This window comes from Streptomyces sp. NPDC002825 (assembly GCF_040295385.1).
GTDB lineage: Bacteria > Actinomycetota > Actinomycetes > Streptomycetales > Streptomycetaceae > Streptomyces.
On sequence record NZ_JBEOVH010000018.1, the window covers coordinates 1 to 17554 of the forward strand.

Consider the following 17554-nt stretch of genomic DNA (forward strand, 5'->3'; position numbering starts at 1 on the left):
CAATCGTCCCGCATGGGGGTCCCCCCAGGACGAAGTCCTAGGGGGAGGGACGGGTGGGCACACGGGACGGCGCCCTCCAGCGGCGCCTCCGCGTTCCGAGCCTGAACCCGCACCGCCGGTGCACTGCGCACGGGGTGCGGGTCCAGGCTCGGGAGCCTCTGGCGCCGGCAAGGGCGCCGTCCGTTGTGCCCACCCGTTCCGCCCCTTGCGGAACGTCTGCCCACAACGGGGGGGGCGCACCGCCCCTTGTGGAGCGGGCGCTCACAAGGGGCCGGTTACGGGCGCAGGCCGTGCTCCCGGGTTGCGTCCTCGTCCACCGGGACGTCCACGCGCGCGTCGAACGCCGCCAGCGGCCGCGCCGCCTGGACCGCAGGCGCCGAGACGCCCGCCCACGCCAGGATCCGCGCGGTCGCCGCCGCACGCTCGGAGTCGACGAGACCGGCGACGTTCGCGCCGTGGTTCATCCCCGGCGCCACGTACACGTACGAGTCACGCGCCCCCTTGTCGACCCGGAACTGCTCCGAGCCCCACGGGTCGTTGCCGCCGTAGACGAAGAGCATCTGGTTCGCGTTCTTGCGGACCCAGTCGTCGACGTCCCGCATGGCCTGCGGCCGGAACTTCATGGGGATCGAGCTCGGCACGAAGCTGCTGGCCGGCTGGTAGCCGTAGCGGCTCAGACCGTCGAGGTGCGGCTGCTTGATGGTGGGCGAGCCCAGCTCGGTCGCCGCCTGGTAGTAGTACGGCGTGTAGTACTCCAGGCCCTGGTCGGTGTACGCGGACCAGCCGGAGTACGCGTCGATCGTGTCGTACACGACGTCGTCGCTCGCGGTCGCCGCCTCCGGGATCTGGTCGCAGACGGACTCGCCGTAGTACTGCCAGAAGCCCCACACGAAGTCGAGGACGACGGCCTCGTACGCCTTGTCGAGCGAGCCGACCGTGTTGAAGGTGGCGCCCTCGGACTCGGCCCAGGCCTTGTACTTCTTCTCCAGCGGCTCGCGGCGGACGAGCGCCTCGCGCTGCATGTCGTTCAGGCGGTCGCGGCAGTCCTTCGTACCGACGGTCTCGAAGAACCGGTCGTAGGCCGAGTCCTCCTTGTTGACCACGTCGTTCGGCGCCACGTACGCCACGACGCCGTCCATGTCGCGCGGGTAGAAGCGCTCGTAGTACGTGGCGGTCATGCCGCCCTTCGAGGCGCCGGTGGACAGCCAGTTCTGGCCGTAGATCGACTTCAGCGCCGTGTAGATCCGGTGCTGGTCGCTCGCCGCCTGCCAGATGTTCAGCTTCGACCAGTCCGCGGGCTGCGGCCGGGACGGCGTGAAGAAGCGGTACTCCATGGAGACCTGGTTGCCGTCGATGATGCGCGTCGGCTCGGTCCGGCTCGGCGTGGTGGAGAGACCGTAGCCGCTGGTGCGGAAGACGGTCGGGCGGCTCGTGTCCTTGTGGAGGATCGAGATCCGCTGCTGGAACGTGCCCGCCCACGGGCGCTTGTGGTCGATCGGCTGCTCGTAATTGAGGACGAAGTAGCGGTAGCCGGCGTACGGCTTCTCCTCGATCAGGCTCATCCCGGGGATCGCCAGGATGCGGTCCTTGATGTCCGTGCTCGTGCTCTGCGAGTCGACGACGGCCGCGCTGCCGGTCTCCGTGTCCGCGGCGGTAGCCACACCGGTCGACCCGACGGTGCCTATGAGCACCGAAAGCGACAGCGCCCATCTCAGCGACTTGCGCATTCACCCTCCCCTTGGTTCACAACGGTGTCGCGAACCTAGCGGGGACAACGTGCGGACCGCCAGACCCAGTTGGTCCTTACCCTTGGACTTTCCTGCACATCAGCACAGGATCCAGCCCGTAGCCGTCCCCCGGCCCGCCACCGAACCGCTCGCCCGGACGCAGCGGTTGAGCGCGTGGACGGTCAACGGGCCCGCCTGCCGATCGAACCGGCCCGAGCGGACGACGGCCCGGCCGCCGCGCGGCTGGAGCGAGACGGCCATCGGGCGGCGCGGGCCCGGCCGCTTGGCGACGGTGACGGCGCAGACGTACTGGCGGGTCCGGTAGAGGCGCAGCTCGCCGGTGGCGAAGGTGATCGTCCGGGTGGGCCGGCCGTGGCAGACGGCCGCGGCGTCGGCGGTCCCGCCGCCGGGCCCGGGGCCGGGGAGGAGGAGCAGCGCGAGGGTGGCGAGGAGCGGCACGAGCACACGAGCGAGGGTCCGGACCGTGCCGGCGTCTGTGGTCATGCGTTCCTCTCCCGGGCGAGTCGTCGTACGGCCGTACGACGCACGAGGCCCGGGAATGGTTGCCTCCGCATGTCTGCGGCTAGCCGAAGGTCGTCATGACCAGGACGACGAAGACGGCCTCCGCGCCGTACTGGACCCGGAACGCGGTCCGGGCGACGCGGGCGTGCGTCGTGCTCTGGGCGACCACGAAGGCCACGGCCGCCAGCGCCAGGCTCACGACGTACGCGTAGCCTGGGGTGGAGCCGCAGCCGTCCCCGTACTCGACGCAGGTGGCGGCGTTCTCCGCGGTGAGGGCGACGATGCCGGCGAGCACGGTCGCCGGCACGATGAGCGCGGCCCAGATCAGGGACAGCTTCCGCAGACGCCGGGCGGCCAGGTCGGCGGCGGAGGGAACGGCGGGCGAGGCGGTGGCGCGGGCGCGGATCTCGTGGCTCATGCCCCGATCCAAGCGCGCGGGACGGCGACGGGGGATCCGCCGGGGTACTCGCCCGCCGGATCCCCCGTACTCAGCCGCGCTCCTCGGTCCGGTTCGGAGCGGCGCCTCAGACCCGCTCCGGCTCCGCCTCGCCGATGAACGTGTTCCACAGCGTCGCGTACCGGCCTCCCAGGGCCAGCAGTTCGTCGTGGGTGCCGTCCTCCGCGACCCGGCCGTGGTCCATCACGACCACCCGGTCCGCGCGCGCGGCCGTCGTCAGGCGGTGGGCGACGACGAGGGTCGTGCGGCGGCCCGCGAGCCGGTCGGTGGCCTGGTTGACCTGGGCCTCGGTCGCCAGGTCCAGGGCCGCCGTGGCCTCGTCCAGGAGCAGGATGTCCGGGTCGACGAGCTCGGCGCGGGCGAGGGCGATCAGCTGGCGCTGCCCGGCGGAGAGGTTGCGGCCGCGTTCGGCGACCTCGTGGAGGTAGCCGCCGTCGAGCGTGGCGATCATGTCGTGCGCGCCGACCGCGCGGGCCGCAGCCTCCACCTCGGCGTCGGTGGCGTCGGGGCGGCCGTACGCGATGGCGTCGCGGATCGTCCCGGCGAAGAGGTACGCCTCCTGGGGGACGACGCCGAGCCGGTGGCGGTACGCGGTGAGGTCGAGGTTCCGCAGGTCGGCGCCGTCGACGGTGACCCGGCCGCCCGTCGGGTCGTAGAACCGGGCGACCAGCTTGACCAGGGTGGACTTGCCGGCGCCGGTCTCGCCGACGAAGGCGACGGTCTGCCCGGCGGGGATCCGGAGGTCGATGCCCGTCAGGGCCTCTTCGCCCTCGTCGGCGGACCCGTACCCGAAGGACACGTCCTCGAAGGCGATCTCGCCGCGCAGCGACAGGACGTCCAGGGGCGCGTCGGCGGCGGCCGTCGACGTCGGCTCCTGGAGGAGCTCCTGCATCCGCTTCAGCGAGACGGCGGCCTGCTGGTAGCCGTCGAAGACCTGCGAGAGCTGCTGCACGGGCGCGAAGAAGAGGTCGATGTAGAGGAGGTAGGCGACGAGGGCGCCGGTGGTGAGGGTGCCGGCCTCGATGCGGTTCGCGCCGACGATCATGACGGCGGCGGCCGCGACGGAGGACAGCAGGGTGACGAACGGGAAGTAGACCGAGATCAGCCACTGACCCCGGACGCGGGCCTGGCGGTACGAGTCGCTGCGCTCCGCGAACCGGGCCGCGCCCGAGCGCTCGCGGCGGAAGGCCTGGACGATCCTGAGGCCGGAGACGGATTCCTGGAGGTCGGCGTTGACGACGCTGATCCGCTCGCGCGCCAGCTCGTACGCCTTCACGCTGGAGCGGCGGAAGTAGTACGTGGCGATCGCGAGGACCGGCAGGGTCGCGAAGACCACCAGGGCGAGCTGGAGATCGAGCACGAGCAGCGCGACCATGATCCCGAAGAAGGTCACGACCGAGACGAAGGCGGTGACCAGGCCCGTCTGCAGGAAGGTCGACAGGGCGTCGACGTCCGTGGTCATCCGGGTCATGATCCGGCCGGTGAGCTCGCGCTCGTAGTAGTCGAGGCCGAGCCGCTGGAGCTGGGCGAAGATCTTCAGGCGCAGCGCGTAGAGGACCCGCTCGCCGGTGCGGCCGGTCATGCGGGTCTCGGCGGTCTGCGCGACCCACTGCACGAGGACGGTGAGCAGGGCGAGCGCGGAGGCCGCCCAGACGGCGCCGATCGCGAGCCGGTTCACGCCCTCGTCGATGCCGTGCCGGATCAGGACCGGGAGCAGCAGGCCCGCGCCCGCGTCGAGGGCGACCAGGCCGAGGCTGATGAGCAGCGGGACGCCGAAGCCGCGGAGCAGCCGGCGCAGCCCGTACGTGTCCTCGGGCGAGACGGCGCGGGCCTCGTCGATGTCGGGGGTGTCGGTGGCGGGCGGCAGGGCCTCGACCGCGGCGAGCAGCTCGGGGGTGGCTCCGGGCGCGGGGCTCTCGCGGCCGGCGGTCTCGTCCCGTACCCACAGGGTGGGGGTGATGCCCCGCTCGGCGTCGAACTCGGCGTCCAGCTCGGCCCGCAGCGTGCGGTCCTCGGGGAGCTCTTCCGGCGGAGTAAGGTGGCCGGGCGAGACGGCGCCGAGCTCCTCCGGGTCGGTGAGGAGGCGGCGGAAGAGCGGGGAGCGCTGCTCCAGTTCGGCGTGGGTGCCGATGTCGGCGAGCCGGCCGTCGTCGAGGACGGCGATGCGGTCGGCGAGGCCGAGGGTGGAGCGGCGGTGGGCGATGAGCAGGGTCGTACGGCCCGCCATCACGGACTTCAGGGCCTCGTGGATCTCGTGCTCGACCTTGGCGTCGACGGCGGAGGTGGCGTCGTCGAGGAGCAGGAGCCGGGGGTCGGTGAGGATCGCGCGGGCGAGGGCGACGCGCTGGCGCTGGCCGCCGGAGAGGGTGAGGCCGTGCTCGCCGACCTTGGTGTCGTAGCCGTCGGGGAGCTCGGCGATGAAACGGTCCGCCTGGGCGGCGCGGGCGGCCGTCTCGATCTGCTCGCGGGTGGCGTCGGGGACGCCGTACGCGATGTTCGCGGCGACGGTGTCCGAGAAGAGGAAGGAGTCCTCCGGGACGAGGCCGACGGCGGCGCGCAGGGAGTCGAGGGTGAGCTCGCGGACGTCGTGGCCGCCGACGAGGACGGCGCCGTGGGTGACGTCGTAGAAGCGGGGCAGGAGGAGCGAGACGGTGGACTTGCCGGAGCCGGAGGCGCCGACGACGGCGACGGTCTCGCCGGGGCGGATCTCCAGGGAGAAGCCGTCGAGGACGGGCCGCCCGTCCTCGTACGCGAAGCTCACGTCGTCGAACTCGACGGTGGCGGGCGCGTCGGCGGGCAGCTCCTTGGTGCCGTCCTTGATCAGCGGCTCGGTGTCGATGAGGTCGTAGACCCGCTCGACGCCGGCGCGGGCCTGCTGGCCGACGGTGAGGACCATGGCGAGCATGCGGACGGGGCCGACGAGGGAGGCCAGGTAGGAGGAGAAGGCGACGAACGTGCCGAGGGTGATCTGGTGCCGGTAGGCGAGCCAGCCGCCGAGCGCGAGGACCGCGACCTGGCCGAGGGCGGGTACGGCCTGGAGGGCGGGGGTGTACTTGGAGTTCAGCCGGATCGTCCGCAGGCGCCCCGCGAACAGCTTCCGCCCGGCCTCGCGGATCTTGCCGGTCTCCTGGTCCTCCTGGCCGAAGCCCTTCACGACCCGGACGCCGGTCACGGCCCCGTCGACGACACCGGCGACGACGGCGGCCTGCTGCTGCGCGTGCCAGGTGGCCGGGTGGAGGCGGGTGCGGCTGCGCTTGGCGATCCACCAGAGGGCGGGGGCGACGGCGAGCGCGACGAGGGTGAGCGGGATCGACAGGTAGGCCATGACGGCCAGCGAGATGAGGAAGAGCAGGATGTTCCCGATGGTCATCGGGAGCATGAAGAGAAGGCCCTGGATCAGCTGGAGGTCGCTGGTGGCCCGCCCGACGACCTGCCCCGTGGACAGCTCGTCCTGCCGTCGCCCGTCGAGCCGGGTGACGGTGTCGTACATGTCGGTCCGCAGGTCGTGCTGGACGTCGAGGGCGAGCCGGCCGCCGTAGTAGCGGCGGACGTAGGTGAGGAGGTAGACGAGGACGGCGGCGCCGATGAGCAGCCCCGTCCAGACGCCGAGGTCCCGGGTCTTCGTCCCGATGACGTCGTCGATGATCACCTTGGTGACGAGCGGCACGAGGGCCAGCACGGCCATGCCGGCGAGCGAGGACCCGAGCGCGAGCAGCGTGTTCGCCTTGTACCGCCACGCGTACCCGGCCAGCCTGCGCGCCCAGCCCTGCTGTTTCCGATCCGGCTCTGTGTGCCCCACCACCGCCACGAGTGGCCTCCCATCCGTCCTGCTCTACCGGAAGGCCCAACACGGCCGACGTGCGATTTCATCCCGCCGCAACAAAGACCGGTCTTCGGTCCTAGGACCACGAGCCGGAGCAGATCGCCCGCACGGGAGGGACCGGTTCTGGGTAGGAGGCCCGTGGCACAGCCGAGCGGAAGGAGAGTGCATGGCACGGGTCGAGGAGGAGAAGCCGTACCAGTGGGGGCGGCTGTACGCGGCGTTACGGGCGGTTCAGGGGTTCGCGGCGACCGGGCGGGTGGTCCCGGCGACGGACCGGGAGCTGCGGGACACGGCCAGCAGACCGCGGACGGTCTTCGTCGAGGGCTTCCTGCGGAACGCGGGCCTCGACGTCTTCGCCGCCCGGCAGCGGGGCGGGGCCGTCGCCGAGGCCGCGGCGGTGGCCTTCGCCGACGTGGCGCGGCTGATACCCCCGCAGCGCATGGACCGCAAGCAGATCACCACCCAGGAGCAGCAGTTCCGCCAGGGGTACGAGGCCCAGCTCGCCGAGTACCGGAAGGCCTGGGAGGGGCTCGTCGACTGAGCGAGCGATCCCGCCCGGCCCCCACGGCCGGGCGGGGTCGCTCCGTCCGTCACAGGTGCGTCGGCTCGAACATCCTCAGCAGCGCCGGGAGGACCACCACCGACGGGCCCGGCGTCGCGAGGGCCTTCGCCAGGTCCGCCGTCAGGGTGTCCGGGGTCGTCAGGGTGGCCGGGACGCCGAAGGACTCGGACAGCGCGACGAAGTCCGGGCGGGACAGCTCGGTGCCCGTGGCCTCGCCGAACGCGTCCGTCATGTACTCCCGCAGGATCCCGTAGCCGCCGTCGTCGACGATCAGCCAGGTCACGTCGAGCCCGTACTGCTTCGCCGTCGCCAGCTCCGCGATCGAGTACATCGCGCCGCCGTCGCCCGACACCGCCAGGACCGGCTGCGACGGGTCCGCCGCGGCCGCGCCGAGGGCCGCCGGGAAGCCGTAGCCGAGGCCGCCGGCGCCCTGGGCCGAGTGCATCGTGTTCGGGTGCCGCGCGTCGAAGGCCGACCACGCCCAGTACGCCAGGATCGTCATGTCCCAGAAGCTCGGCGCCCGGTCCGGCAGCGCCTCCCGCACGGCCGCGACGATCCGCTGCTCCAGGCCGAGGTCCTGGGCCGCGATCCGGTCCCGGACCTTCGTGAGGACGGCGGAGACCCGCTCCGGGGCCGTCGGGTCCTCACGGGTCCCGACCGTCTCCAGGAGCGCCTGCAGCGCGAGACGGGCGTCCGCGTGGATGCCGAGCGCCGGGTGGTTGGACTCCAGCTTGCCCGCGTCGGCCTCGATCTGGATCACCCGGCCGCGCGGGGCGAACGTGTGGTAGTTCGAGGACAGCTCCCCGAGGCCCGAGCCGACGACCAGCAGGACGTCGGCGTCCTCCAGGAAGTCCGTCGTGTGCCGGTCCTCCAGCCAGGACTGGAGCGACAGCGGGTGCTTCCAGGGGAAGGCGCCCTTGCCGCCGAAGGTGGTGACGACGGGCGCGTCGATCTTCTCGGCGAGCGCGAGGAGCTTGCCGGAGGCGTCGGAGCGGACGACACCGCCGCCCGCGATGATCGCGGGCCGCTCGGCGTTCGCGAGGAGGTGCGCCGCGACCGCCGTCAGCTCGGGCCGCGGGACGACCTGCTCGGGCGTCGCGTCCATGGCCGTGACGACGGGCAGGCTCGTCTCCGCCAGGAGCACGTCCTGCGGGATCTCCACCCAGACGGGCCCGTGCGGGGCGGTGAGCGCCGACTCCCAGGCCGCCGCGATCGCGGACGGGATCTGGGACTGCGTACGGACCGTGTGGACGGACTTCACGATGTCCCGGAACGAGGCCTGCTGGTCGCGGAGCTCGTGGAGGTAGCCGTGCCGTCCGCCGCCGAGCCCGGCCACCGGGATCTGGCTGCCGATCGCGAGGACCGGGGCGGAGGCGGCGGCCGCCTCCTGGAGCGCGGCGAGCGACATGAGGGCGCCGGGGCCGGTGGAGAGCAGCAGCGGGGCGGCCTCGCCGGTGATCCGGCCGTACGCGTCGGCGGCGAAGCCGGCGTTGTTCTCGACGCGGAGGCCGACGTAGCGGAGGTCGCTGCGGCGCAGGGCGTCGAACATGCCGAGGGCGTGCTGGCCGGGGAGGCCGAAGACCGTCGTGGCGCCGAGGCCGGTGAGGGTCTCTACGACGAGGTCGCCGCCGTTGCGCCCCTTGGGCGGGTTCAGCGCCGCCTCGGTCTGGGCGACCGTGGGCCGCAGCACGAGGTCGTGGTCGTGGGTCATGGTCGTCCCTTCGGGGATGACAGTCAGGTCGTGGGCAGGCGTTCCGCGAAGGGCGATGGGGGTCCCCCTGCTCGAGCGAAGCCGAGAGCTTGGGGGAGGGTGGGCACGACCCGACCACCGGGCCGCACCCCACCACGTACCTCAGCCCGCTACCGCCCCGAGGTTACTTCGCGCCTGCGGCGCGGCCCGCCGCGATCTGGCGGGACATGATCGTCGTCAGCTCGTACGCCGTGTGCGACGCCGCGACCGCCGTGATCTCGGCGTGGTCGTACGCGGGGGCGACCTCGACGACGTCGGCGGAGACCAGGTTGCAGGAGGAGAGGCCGCGGAGGATCTCCAGGAGCTCGCGGGAGGTCATGCCGCCGGCCTCGGGGGTGCCGGTGCCGGGGGCGTGGGCCGGGTCGAGGCAGTCGATGTCGATGGAGATGTACAGCGGGCGGTCGCCGATGCGCTGGCGCAGCTGGTCGGCGACCTCGTCGGCGCCGCGGCGGTAGACGTCGGAGGACGTCACGATGCCGAAGCCGAGCTTCTCGTCGTCGGTGAGGTCCTGCTTGCCGTAGAGCGGGCCGCGGGTGCCGACGTGGGAGAGCGCGGAGGTGTCGAGGATGCCCTCCTCGACGGCGCGGCGGAACGGGGTGCCGTGGGTGTACTCGGCGCCGAAGTAGGTGTCCCAGGTGTCGAGGTGCGCGTCGAAGTGGAGCAGGGCGACGGGACCGTGCTTCTTGGCGACGGAGCGGAGCAGCGGCAGGGCGATGGTGTGGTCGCCGCCGAGGGTCATCATGCGGGCGCCGGTGCCGAGGAGGTCGTCGGCGGCGGCCTCGATGGTCTCGACGGCCTCGTTGATGTTGAACGGGTTGGCGGCGATGTCACCGGCGTCCGCGACCTGCGCGAGGGCGAACGGGGAGGCGTCCTGCGCGGGGTTGTAGGGGCGCAGCAGACGGGAGGCCTCGCGGATGGCGTTGCCGCCGAAGCGGGCGCCGGGGCGGTAGGAGACGCCGGTGTCGAAGGGGACGCCGACCACGGCGACGTCGGCGGTGCCGACCTCGTCGAGGCGCGGCAGCCGGGCGAACGTCGCGGGACCGGCGTACCGCGGGATGCGGGACGAGTCGATCGGGCCGCGGAAGGCGTTCTGGTCGCTGCTGCTCATGGTCGGGGTCCTCCTGGGTGTGTCGTTGGGGTCCGGCTCGACCGTAAGTCGCCCGAAAGCCTCATTGAAGTGTACGTTTCCTCCACTGTCAGGGCGGGTTGTGTACGAAGGGTCCCGATCATGGCCACAGCGGCGGAGCCCGCTTCCACTCCCCCGGCGCCGCCGGTGCCGCTCGCCGCGCTGCTCGGCCGCCGCGACCTGGGCCTGCGGCTGCTCGCCGGGCCGGAGGACGTGCCGCTGCACTGGGTGCACACCTCGGAGATGGCCGACCCGTACCCGTATCTGCTCGGCGGCGAGCTGCTGATGACGGCGGGCGTGCAGCTCACCGATCCGTCGCACTACGTGGAGCGGGTCGTGGAGGCGGGGGCCGCGGCGCTCGCCTTCGGGGTGACCCCGGTCTACGACACGGTGCCGCCGGAACTCGTCGCGGCGTGCGAGCGGCACGGCCTGCCGCTCGTGGAGGTCCCTCCCCGGACCCCGTTCACGGCGGTGGCGCGGGCGCTGTGGCGGCTGATGGCGGAGGCCCGGCTGCACGAGCTGCGGCGGGTGACGGAGGCCCAGCAGTCCCTGGCGGCGGCCGCGGCCCGGCCGGCGCCGGTCCCGGCGGTGCTCGGCGCGCTCGCCTCGCGGCTCGGGGGCCGGGCGGTGCTGTTCGGGACGGACGGCACGGAGTCGGCGGCGGCCGGCCGGGAGATCCCGGCGGAGGCGGCGCGGGCGCTGCGGGACCTGGCGGGGGTGCTCGGTCCGCGCCCGGGCGGGCCTGCGTCGGCGAGCGGGGACGGCGGCGGGCTGCGGCTCGCGGCGTACGCGCTCGGCGGCGGGGACGGCCTGACGCTGGGGGTGGCGACGGAGCGGCGCGGCCCGGGCGACCACACGATCGCGGGCGTGGCGGTGGTCCTGCTCTCCCTGCTCACGGCCCCGCACCGGGGCGCGGACGCGACGGTACGGGACGGGGCCCTGGTCCGGCTGCTCCTCGGCGAACCCCCGGCGGAGGTCGCGGGCGCGCTGGGCCCCGGCCCGTGGACGGTGGTCCACGCCCGGGGCGGCGACGGCACACCGTTCGCGGCGGCGAGCCTGGCGGCGGCGCTGGGGACGCCGCTGGTGGCGCACGACGAAGGAACCGTACGGCTCCTCCTCCCCTCCTCCGCTCCCGTCGCCGCCCAGCAGGGCTGGACCCTCGGGGCGAGCGCCCCCGTCGCGGTCTCGGAGCTCGCGGCCGGGGACGCTCAGGCGGCGCGGGCGCTGCGCAGGGCGGAGGCCTCGCGGGCGGCGCTCGTCCGGCACCGGGCGCACGGTTTCGCCTCGCTCGTCGACCGCGACGAGGCCGCCGCGTACGCCCGTACCCTCCTCGCCCCGCTCACGGGCCCCCTCGCCGAGACGCTCCGGGTCTGGCTCTCCCTGCACGGCAGCTGGGACCGGACGGCGGTGGCCCTGGACATCCACCGGAACACCGTCCGCCAGCGCATCGCCCGCTGCGCCGCGCTCCTCGACCGGGACCTGGACGATCCCGACGTGCGGATGGAGCTGTGGTTCGCGCTCCGCGCTCAGTGACCCGGGCGGTCCCCCGTCACCAGAGCTTGTTCACCGCCGTCTTCGTCGTCGTGCGGAAGGCGGCCAGCGGGGCGTCCTTCAGGTCGCCCATCTGGCCCCAGCGGACGAAGGTGACGGTGCGGCCGTCGCGTCCGACGGAGAACAGGTGGATGTCGGTGATGCCGATCTGCGGCTCGGCGGTGTCCAGGCTGTAGACCCAGGCGCCCTCCTCCACGGAGACCTTGCCGTGGGAGCGGCTGACGGCGTGCAGGCCCGGGTTCTGCCGCTCCAGGAGGGGGCCGCAGCCGGCGAGGGACTTGCGGAGGGTGTCGACCAGCTTCACCGCGTCGGCCTCGGTGCGGGCGACGGTGGTGATCTGGACGCCGTTGGTGTCGAGCTCGGTGGCGAACTCGCGGTAGCGGGTGTTCTGCGCCGGGATCTTGTACGGGGCGCAGAGGGCGCCGCCGTTCTCCGGGACGCCGGTGAAGACGCGGGTCGCGGTCCACGGCGTCGACGACGCCGGCATCTGGGCGGCCGACAGGAACGCGGGCCCCGTGGCCGCCTGTGACGGCACGGCGGCGGCGAGGGCCGCGCCCAGGGCGGCGGTGACGGCGAGGACGGAGCGGAACGTGGTCATGACGGTGGATCCCCCGTAGATCGGTCGGTGAGTGCTGCCACCAGCGTCGGGGCCCGCCGTCCGCCGGGCAACGGTGCCACGCCGCTCACCCGTCCCGGAACCATTCCACCCCCTCTGACGTGGGAGAACGCAAGAGGGGTGGAACGAACGGGGGATGGGCCGATGGGTGAGGTCGAGGAGTTCGCGGCGCGGGTGCGCGCGCTGAAGGAACGGGACGGGCGGAGCTACGAGGCGCTGGGGCGGCGCCTCGGCGTCAGCGCCTCCACCCTGCACCGTTACGGCTCCGGAGCGGCCGTCCCGGAGTCCTTCGCCGTCGTCGAGCGCCTGGCCCGGATGTGCGGGGTCACCCCGGACGAGGCGCGGGAGCTGGAGGAGCACTGGCGGCGCGCGGACCTCGTCCGCAGGCCCCCGGCGAGGCCCTCCGTACCGGTCAGGGCCGTGGCGACCGCACCGGCACCCACAGCCGGGCCCGCACCCGGAGCCGCGCCCGGCTCGGTCCCCGGACCCGGCCCGGTCCCCGGTCCCGGCCCCGCGCGGCCCCGGTGGAGGCGGAGGCCGTGGCTCCTCGTCGCCGCCGTGACCGCCGTCCTGGCGCTCGTCCTCGGCGCCGCCCTGCTTCCCGGGCGCGGCCGGGAGCCGCAGCACCCGGCAGGGACGGACAGGGCGCTCCCGTTCACGTACACCGTCGCCTCGCACCTCTGGGAGAACGGCTGCGGGCACACCTATCTCGCCGACCGGCCCCCGACGCGGGTCGCCGCTCCCCCGGCGCCGGTCGACGCCGCCCGGTGGGCCGGGGCGCACGGCGCCGTGCACGGCGGGCAGACGCTCGTACGGCTCTCGGTGCAGGGGAAGGGGGCCTCCGCCGTGGTCCTCCAGGGACTGCACGTGCGCGTGGTGGGGCGGGCCGCGCCGCTGCCCTGGGAGGCGTACCGGATGGACGACGGCTGCGGCGGGGCCGTCACCCCCCGCCGGTTCACCGTGGACCTCGACGCGCCGCGCCCGCTCGCCCGGCCGGTGGACGGGTACGACGCCTCGGGAGAGGAGGGCCGGACGATCCCGGCCGTCTCGTTCCCCTACACCGTCACGGCTGCCGAGCCGGAGGAGCTGCTGGTCTCCGCCCGCACGGCCGGCTGCGACTGCCGCTGGTTCCTGGAGCTGGAGTGGAGCTCGGAGGGGCGGAGCGGTGTGGTGAGGATCGCCGACCGGGACGGGAAGTCCTTCCGTACGAGCGGACGGGCGAAGGGGAGCCCGGTCCACGTCTACGACGCCGCGAAGGGGCTCTGGATCACAGACGCGGAGTCTGGACAGGGTGGGTGACCGCTGGGTAACTTCGAACAGAACACCCTGAGCAAGCGCTTAGACAACCGGCAGCGACAAGGAGGCGGCTCGTGCGCCGTACCGTATTCAACGAGGACCACGAGGCGTTCCGGGAGACCATCCGCGCCTTCATCGAGGCCGAGGTCGTCCCCGTCTACGACGAGTGGTTCGCGGCCGGTCAGGCGCCGCGCGACTTCTACTACAAGCTCGGCGAGCTGGGCATCTTCGGCATCAACGTCCCCGAGGAGTTCGGCGGCGCCGGCCTGGACACCCACAAGTTCGAGGCCGTCCTCTACGAGGAGACCGCCCGCGCCGGCGTGCAGTTCGGCGGCTCCGGCGTGCACGTCCTCCTCGCGCTCCCCTACATCAAGATGCTCGCCACCGACGAGCAGAAGAAGCGCTACCTGCCGAAGTTCGTCTCCGGCGAGGAGATGTGGGCGCTCGCCATGACCGAGCCGGGCACCGGCTCCGACGTCGCGGGCATGAAGACCACCGCCAAGCTCTCCGAGGACGGCACGCACTACGTCCTCAACGGCGCCAAGACCTTCATCACCGGTGGCGTCCACGCCGACCGCGTGATCGTCTGCGCCCGCACCTCCGCGCCGTCCGAGGACGACCGCCGCTTCGGCATCTCCCTCTTCGCCGTCGACACCAAGTCCGAGGGCTACTCCATCGGCCGCAAGCTGGACAAGCTCGGCCTGCGCACCTCCGACACCGCCGAGCTGGCCTTCGTCGACGTCAAGGTCCCGGTCGAGGACCTGCTCGGCGAGGAGGGCAAGGGCTTCTACTACCTCGGCCACAACCTGGCCTCCGAGCGCTGGGGCATCGCCTTCGGCGCCTACGCCCAGGCCAAGGCCGCCGTCCGCTTCGCCCAGCAGTACGTCACGGACCGCACGGTCTTCGGCAAGCCGGTCGCGCACTTCCAGAACACCAAGTTCGAGCTGGCCGCCTGCCAGGCCGAGGTCGACGCCGCCGAGGCCGTCGCCGACCGCGCCCTGGAGGCCCTGGACGCGGGCGAGCTGACCCCGGCCGAGGCCGCGAGCGCCAAGCTCTTCTGCACCGAGGTCGCGCACCGCGTCATCGACCGCTGCCTCCAGCTGCACGGCGGCTACGGCTACATGAACGAGTACCCGATCGCCCGCCTGTACGCCGACAACCGCGTCAACCGCATCTACGGCGGCACCAGCGAGATCATGAAGTCGATCATCGCCAAGTCGATGGGCCTGTAAGTGCCCGACGCACCTACGGCACTGGATGACCTGCTCGATCTCCTCGACCTGGAGCGGATCGAGCAGGACATCTTCCGGGGCGAGTCCCGGCCCTCGATCGTCCCCCGCGTCTTCGGCGGCCAGGTGGCCGCCCAGGCGCTCGTGGCGGCGGGCCGGACCGTCCCGGCCGACCGTCTCGCCCACTCGCTCCACGCGTACTTCCTGCGCGCGGGCGACCCGGGCGCGCCGATCGTCTACACGGTCGACCGCATCCGCGACGGCCGCTCCTTCACCACCCGCCGGGTCGTCGCCGTCCAGCACGGGCAGCCGATCTTCCACCTCTCCGCGTCCTTCCAGACGTACGAGGAGGGGCTCGACCACCAGGTCGAGATGCCGCCCGCCCCGGACCCGGAGTCCCTCCCGACACCGGCCGAGATGCTCCCCCGCCACCTCCCCCGCGAGGTCGCGGACCGGCTGATCGAGGCGCGGGCCGCGGTGGACCTGCGGTACGCCGAGACGCCTCCGTGGGGGACGGTCGGGCAGCCGCGCGAGCCGCGCTCGCAGGTCTGGTTCCGCACCAACGGCAAGCTCGCGGACGACCCTCTGCTGCACGTCGTCCTCGCCACGTACGTCTCCGACATGACCCTGCTCGACTCGGTCCTGCTCGCGCACGGACGGGGCGGCTGGGCCGTCGGCGACGTCGTGGGCGCCTCGCTCGACCACGCCATGTGGTTCCACCGCCCCTTCCGGGCCGACGAGTGGCTCCTGTACGACCAGGAGTCCCCGACCTCGTCCGGCGGGCGCGGCCTCGGGCAGGCCCGGATCTTCACGCAGGACGGGCGGCTGGCGATCTCCGTCATCCAGGAGGGTGTCGTTCGCGTGCCGCGCGGATAATCGGACATAACGTCCGACGCATGGAGCAGAACGGCGAAAGCACGTTCACGGTGGTCGTGGCGGCGACGGCGAACCTCGGGATCGCCGTCGCCAAGGCCGTCGCGGGCGTGATCAGCGGATCGAGCGCGATGCTGTCCGAGGCCGCCCACTCGGTCGCCGACACCGTCACCGAGGTCATGCTGCTCACCGCGCTGAAGCGGAGCGAGAAGCCGGCCGACGAGGACCATCCCGTGGGCTACGCGGGCGAGCGCTACGTCTGGGCGATGCTGGCCGCGGTCGCCACCTTCGTCGGCGGCGCGGTCTTCTCGATCTACGACGGGATCCACACGCTCACCCACGGCGAGGAGCTCGGCGACCCGCTGGTCTCGTACGTGGTCCTGGGCATCGCCTTCGTCCTGGAAGGCTTCTCGCTGAGGACGGGTGTGAGGCAGGTCAGGGCGGAGGCGGACCGCATGAACGCCCCCTTCGCCCGATACCTCCGCCTGACCCCCGACACGACCGTCAAAGCGGTCGTCATGGAGGACTCGGCGGCCCTCGCCGGCCTCATGCTGGCTGCGGGCGGGCTCCTGGGCGTCCAGATCACCGGCTCCGACGTCTGGGACGGCGTCGCCTCGATCCTCATCGGCGTCCTGCTCGTGTACGTGGCCTGGGTCCTGGGCCGCTCCAACGCCGAACTCCTCATCGGGCGCCCGGTGCCGCGGGCGATGCGCTCCGAGATCCGCGAGGAACTCCTCTCGGTCCCGCACGTCATCGACGTCCTCGACCTGATCACCCTGATCCAGGGCCCCGGCGAGGTCCTGGTCGCGGCGAAGATCGACTTCAGGGACGTGTCGTCGGCGGAGCAGGTCGAATGGGCGTGCGAGGACGCGGAGTCCCAGCTCCGGGAACGCTTCCCGTCGATCCAGCGCGTCTACCTGGACCCGACACCGAACGTGAAACAACACCGCCCGCCGCCCTGACGAGCCCCCCGTGTGGGCAATCGTCCCGCATGGGGGTCCCCCCAGGACGAAGTCCTAGGGGGAGGGACGGGTGGGCACACGGGACGGCGCCCTCCAGCGGCGCCTCCGCGTTACGAGCCTGGACCCGCACCACCCGTGCGCCGTCACCAGGGGTGCGGGTCAGGGCGCGGGAGCCTCTGGCGCCGGCAAGGGCGCCGTCCGTTGTGCCCACCCGTTCCGCCCCTTGCGGAACGCCTGCCCACAACGGAGCCACAGCTCCCGTCAGGCGAGGCCCGCCGCCGCCAGCGTGTACGCCGTCAGGGGTTCGTAGAAGCGGGGGTCCACCACGTGGTCGTCCAGGGGGATCGTGACCTGCATCGTGCCCTCCGCCTCGCCGATGAAGAGCGCGGGGTCGTTGCAGTCCGCGTAGCCCACGGAGTCGACGCCCCGCTGACCCGCGCGGCCCGCCCAGCCGTGGTCGGCGATGACGAGGTCCGGGCGTCCGGACTCGCCGAGCGCGTCGAGGATCGCGTTCATCGGCTCCGGGGAGTGCGTGTGCCACAGGCTCGCGCCGCGCTCGAAGACGGCGACGTCGGCGAACTGCACGACGTACCCCTCGTCGGCGATGAGCCCGCCCGGGATCCGGACGATGTCGCAGCCCTGGGCACGCAGCGCGGCCGCGACCCGGCTGTGGACGTCGATGAGCGAGCCGGGGTGCCCGGTGGCGAAGAGGACCCGCTCGCGGCCCGCGGCGGCCTTGCGGAGGCGGGCGGCCATCCGGTCGAGGCCGTCGACGGTGAGTTCGGGGTCGATGGTGTCCTGGCCGACGCGGTGCGCGGGGTCGTCGACGACGCCGCACCGCTCGGCCATGACGGCGAGCACGTCCTGCTCGTCGGTCCAGCGGTCGCCGAGTTCGAGGCCGAGCCAGTAGTGCCGGTCGCCGTTGGCGAGCTTGCGGTAGTGGGAGAGGTTGTTGTCGCGCGGGGTGGCGACGTCTCCCGCGATCCGGGTGCGGACGAGGTGCTCGACGAGGGCGGGGCGGCTGAGTATCGGCATGGGGTTCATTCTGGCGGAGCCGCGC

14 protein-coding genes are annotated in these 17554 nt (G+C 73.0%); 6 read left to right on the plus strand and 8 right to left on the minus strand.

Annotated elements, in window-relative coordinates; genetic code table 11:
• Positions 1 to 275 precede the first annotated feature (275 nt).
• From ABT041_RS22555 to ABT041_RS22570, 4 genes are all read right to left on the minus strand, one after another.
• Positions 276 to 1727, minus strand: a complete 1452-nt coding sequence (locus ABT041_RS22555; protein ID WP_351187107.1) for a serine protease — start codon at positions 1725 to 1727, stop codon at positions 276 to 278.
• A gap of 99 nt (positions 1728 to 1826) precedes the next feature.
• Positions 1827 to 2231: a hypothetical protein gene (locus ABT041_RS22560; protein WP_351187109.1), complete on the minus strand. Its 405-nt coding sequence runs from the start codon at positions 2229 to 2231 to the stop codon at positions 1827 to 1829.
• Positions 2232 to 2310: 79 nt separating this feature from the next.
• Entirely contained in the window at positions 2311 to 2667 is a 357-nt protein-coding gene (locus ABT041_RS22565; protein WP_351187110.1) for a hypothetical protein, read from the minus strand.
• 106 nt (positions 2668 to 2773) lie between these two features.
• A complete protein-coding gene (locus tag ABT041_RS22570) occupies positions 2774 to 6514 on the minus strand; it encodes an ABC transporter ATP-binding protein (protein ID WP_502976574.1) in 3741 nt (1246 codons plus the stop codon).
• Between the two features lie 181 nt (positions 6515 to 6695).
• On the opposite strand from ABT041_RS22570, the gene ABT041_RS22575 reads away from it, so the two are divergent.
• The gene (locus tag ABT041_RS22575) at positions 6696 to 7070 is read left to right on the plus strand and encodes a hypothetical protein (RefSeq protein ID WP_351187114.1); all 375 of its coding nucleotides are present in this window, start codon (positions 6696 to 6698) and stop codon (positions 7068 to 7070) included.
• A gap of 49 nt (positions 7071 to 7119) precedes the next feature.
• On the opposite strand, the gene ABT041_RS22580 is transcribed toward ABT041_RS22575, so the two are convergent.
• Positions 7120 to 8802 carry a thiamine pyrophosphate-binding protein gene (locus ABT041_RS22580; protein ID WP_351187116.1) on the minus strand — a complete coding sequence of 561 codons (1683 nt, stop codon included), beginning with the start codon at positions 8800 to 8802 and terminating at the stop codon, positions 7120 to 7122.
• A gap of 163 nt (positions 8803 to 8965) precedes the next feature.
• On the minus strand, positions 8966 to 9949 hold the full coding sequence (gene speB / locus ABT041_RS22585; protein ID WP_351187118.1) for an agmatinase: 984 nt from the start codon (positions 9947 to 9949) through the stop codon (positions 8966 to 8968).
• Positions 9950 to 10069: 120 nt separating this feature from the next.
• On the opposite strand from speB, the gene ABT041_RS22590 reads away from it, so the two are divergent.
• Positions 10070 to 11500: a PucR family transcriptional regulator gene (locus ABT041_RS22590; RefSeq protein WP_351187120.1), complete on the plus strand. Its 1431-nt coding sequence runs from the start codon at positions 10070 to 10072 to the stop codon at positions 11498 to 11500.
• Between the two features lie 16 nt (positions 11501 to 11516).
• Here the strand turns inward: ABT041_RS22590 and ABT041_RS22595 are convergent, their stop codons facing one another.
• Positions 11517 to 12116: a hypothetical protein gene (locus ABT041_RS22595; protein ID WP_351187122.1), complete on the minus strand. Its 600-nt coding sequence runs from the start codon at positions 12114 to 12116 to the stop codon at positions 11517 to 11519.
• A gap of 162 nt (positions 12117 to 12278) precedes the next feature.
• Here ABT041_RS22595 and ABT041_RS22600 point away from each other — a divergent pair, with 162 nt between their 5' ends.
• The 4 genes from ABT041_RS22600 to ABT041_RS22615 all read left to right on the plus strand — a co-directional run bounded on the left by ABT041_RS22600 (position 12279) and on the right by ABT041_RS22615 (position 16494).
• A complete protein-coding gene (locus ABT041_RS22600; RefSeq protein ID WP_351187124.1) occupies positions 12279 to 13433 on the plus strand; it encodes a helix-turn-helix domain-containing protein in 1155 nt (384 codons plus the stop codon).
• A 71-nt stretch (positions 13434 to 13504) separates the two neighbouring features.
• Entirely contained in the window at positions 13505 to 14662 is a 1158-nt protein-coding gene (locus ABT041_RS22605; RefSeq protein WP_351187126.1) for an acyl-CoA dehydrogenase family protein, read from the plus strand.
• Complete coding sequence (locus tag ABT041_RS22610) at positions 14663 to 15535, plus strand: acyl-CoA thioesterase (protein WP_351187128.1); 873 nt, start codon at positions 14663 to 14665, stop codon at positions 15533 to 15535.
• 20 nt (positions 15536 to 15555) lie between these two features.
• Positions 15556 to 16494 (plus strand): cation diffusion facilitator family transporter, encoded by a 939-nt coding sequence (locus ABT041_RS22615; protein WP_351187130.1) that lies wholly within the window; start codon positions 15556 to 15558, stop codon positions 16492 to 16494.
• A 261-nt stretch (positions 16495 to 16755) separates the two neighbouring features.
• On the opposite strand, the gene ABT041_RS22620 is transcribed toward ABT041_RS22615, so the two are convergent.
• Positions 16756 to 17529 (minus strand): phosphatase, encoded by a 774-nt coding sequence (locus ABT041_RS22620; RefSeq protein WP_351187132.1) that lies wholly within the window; start codon positions 17527 to 17529, stop codon positions 16756 to 16758.
• Between the last annotated feature and the right edge of the window lie 25 nt (positions 17530 to 17554).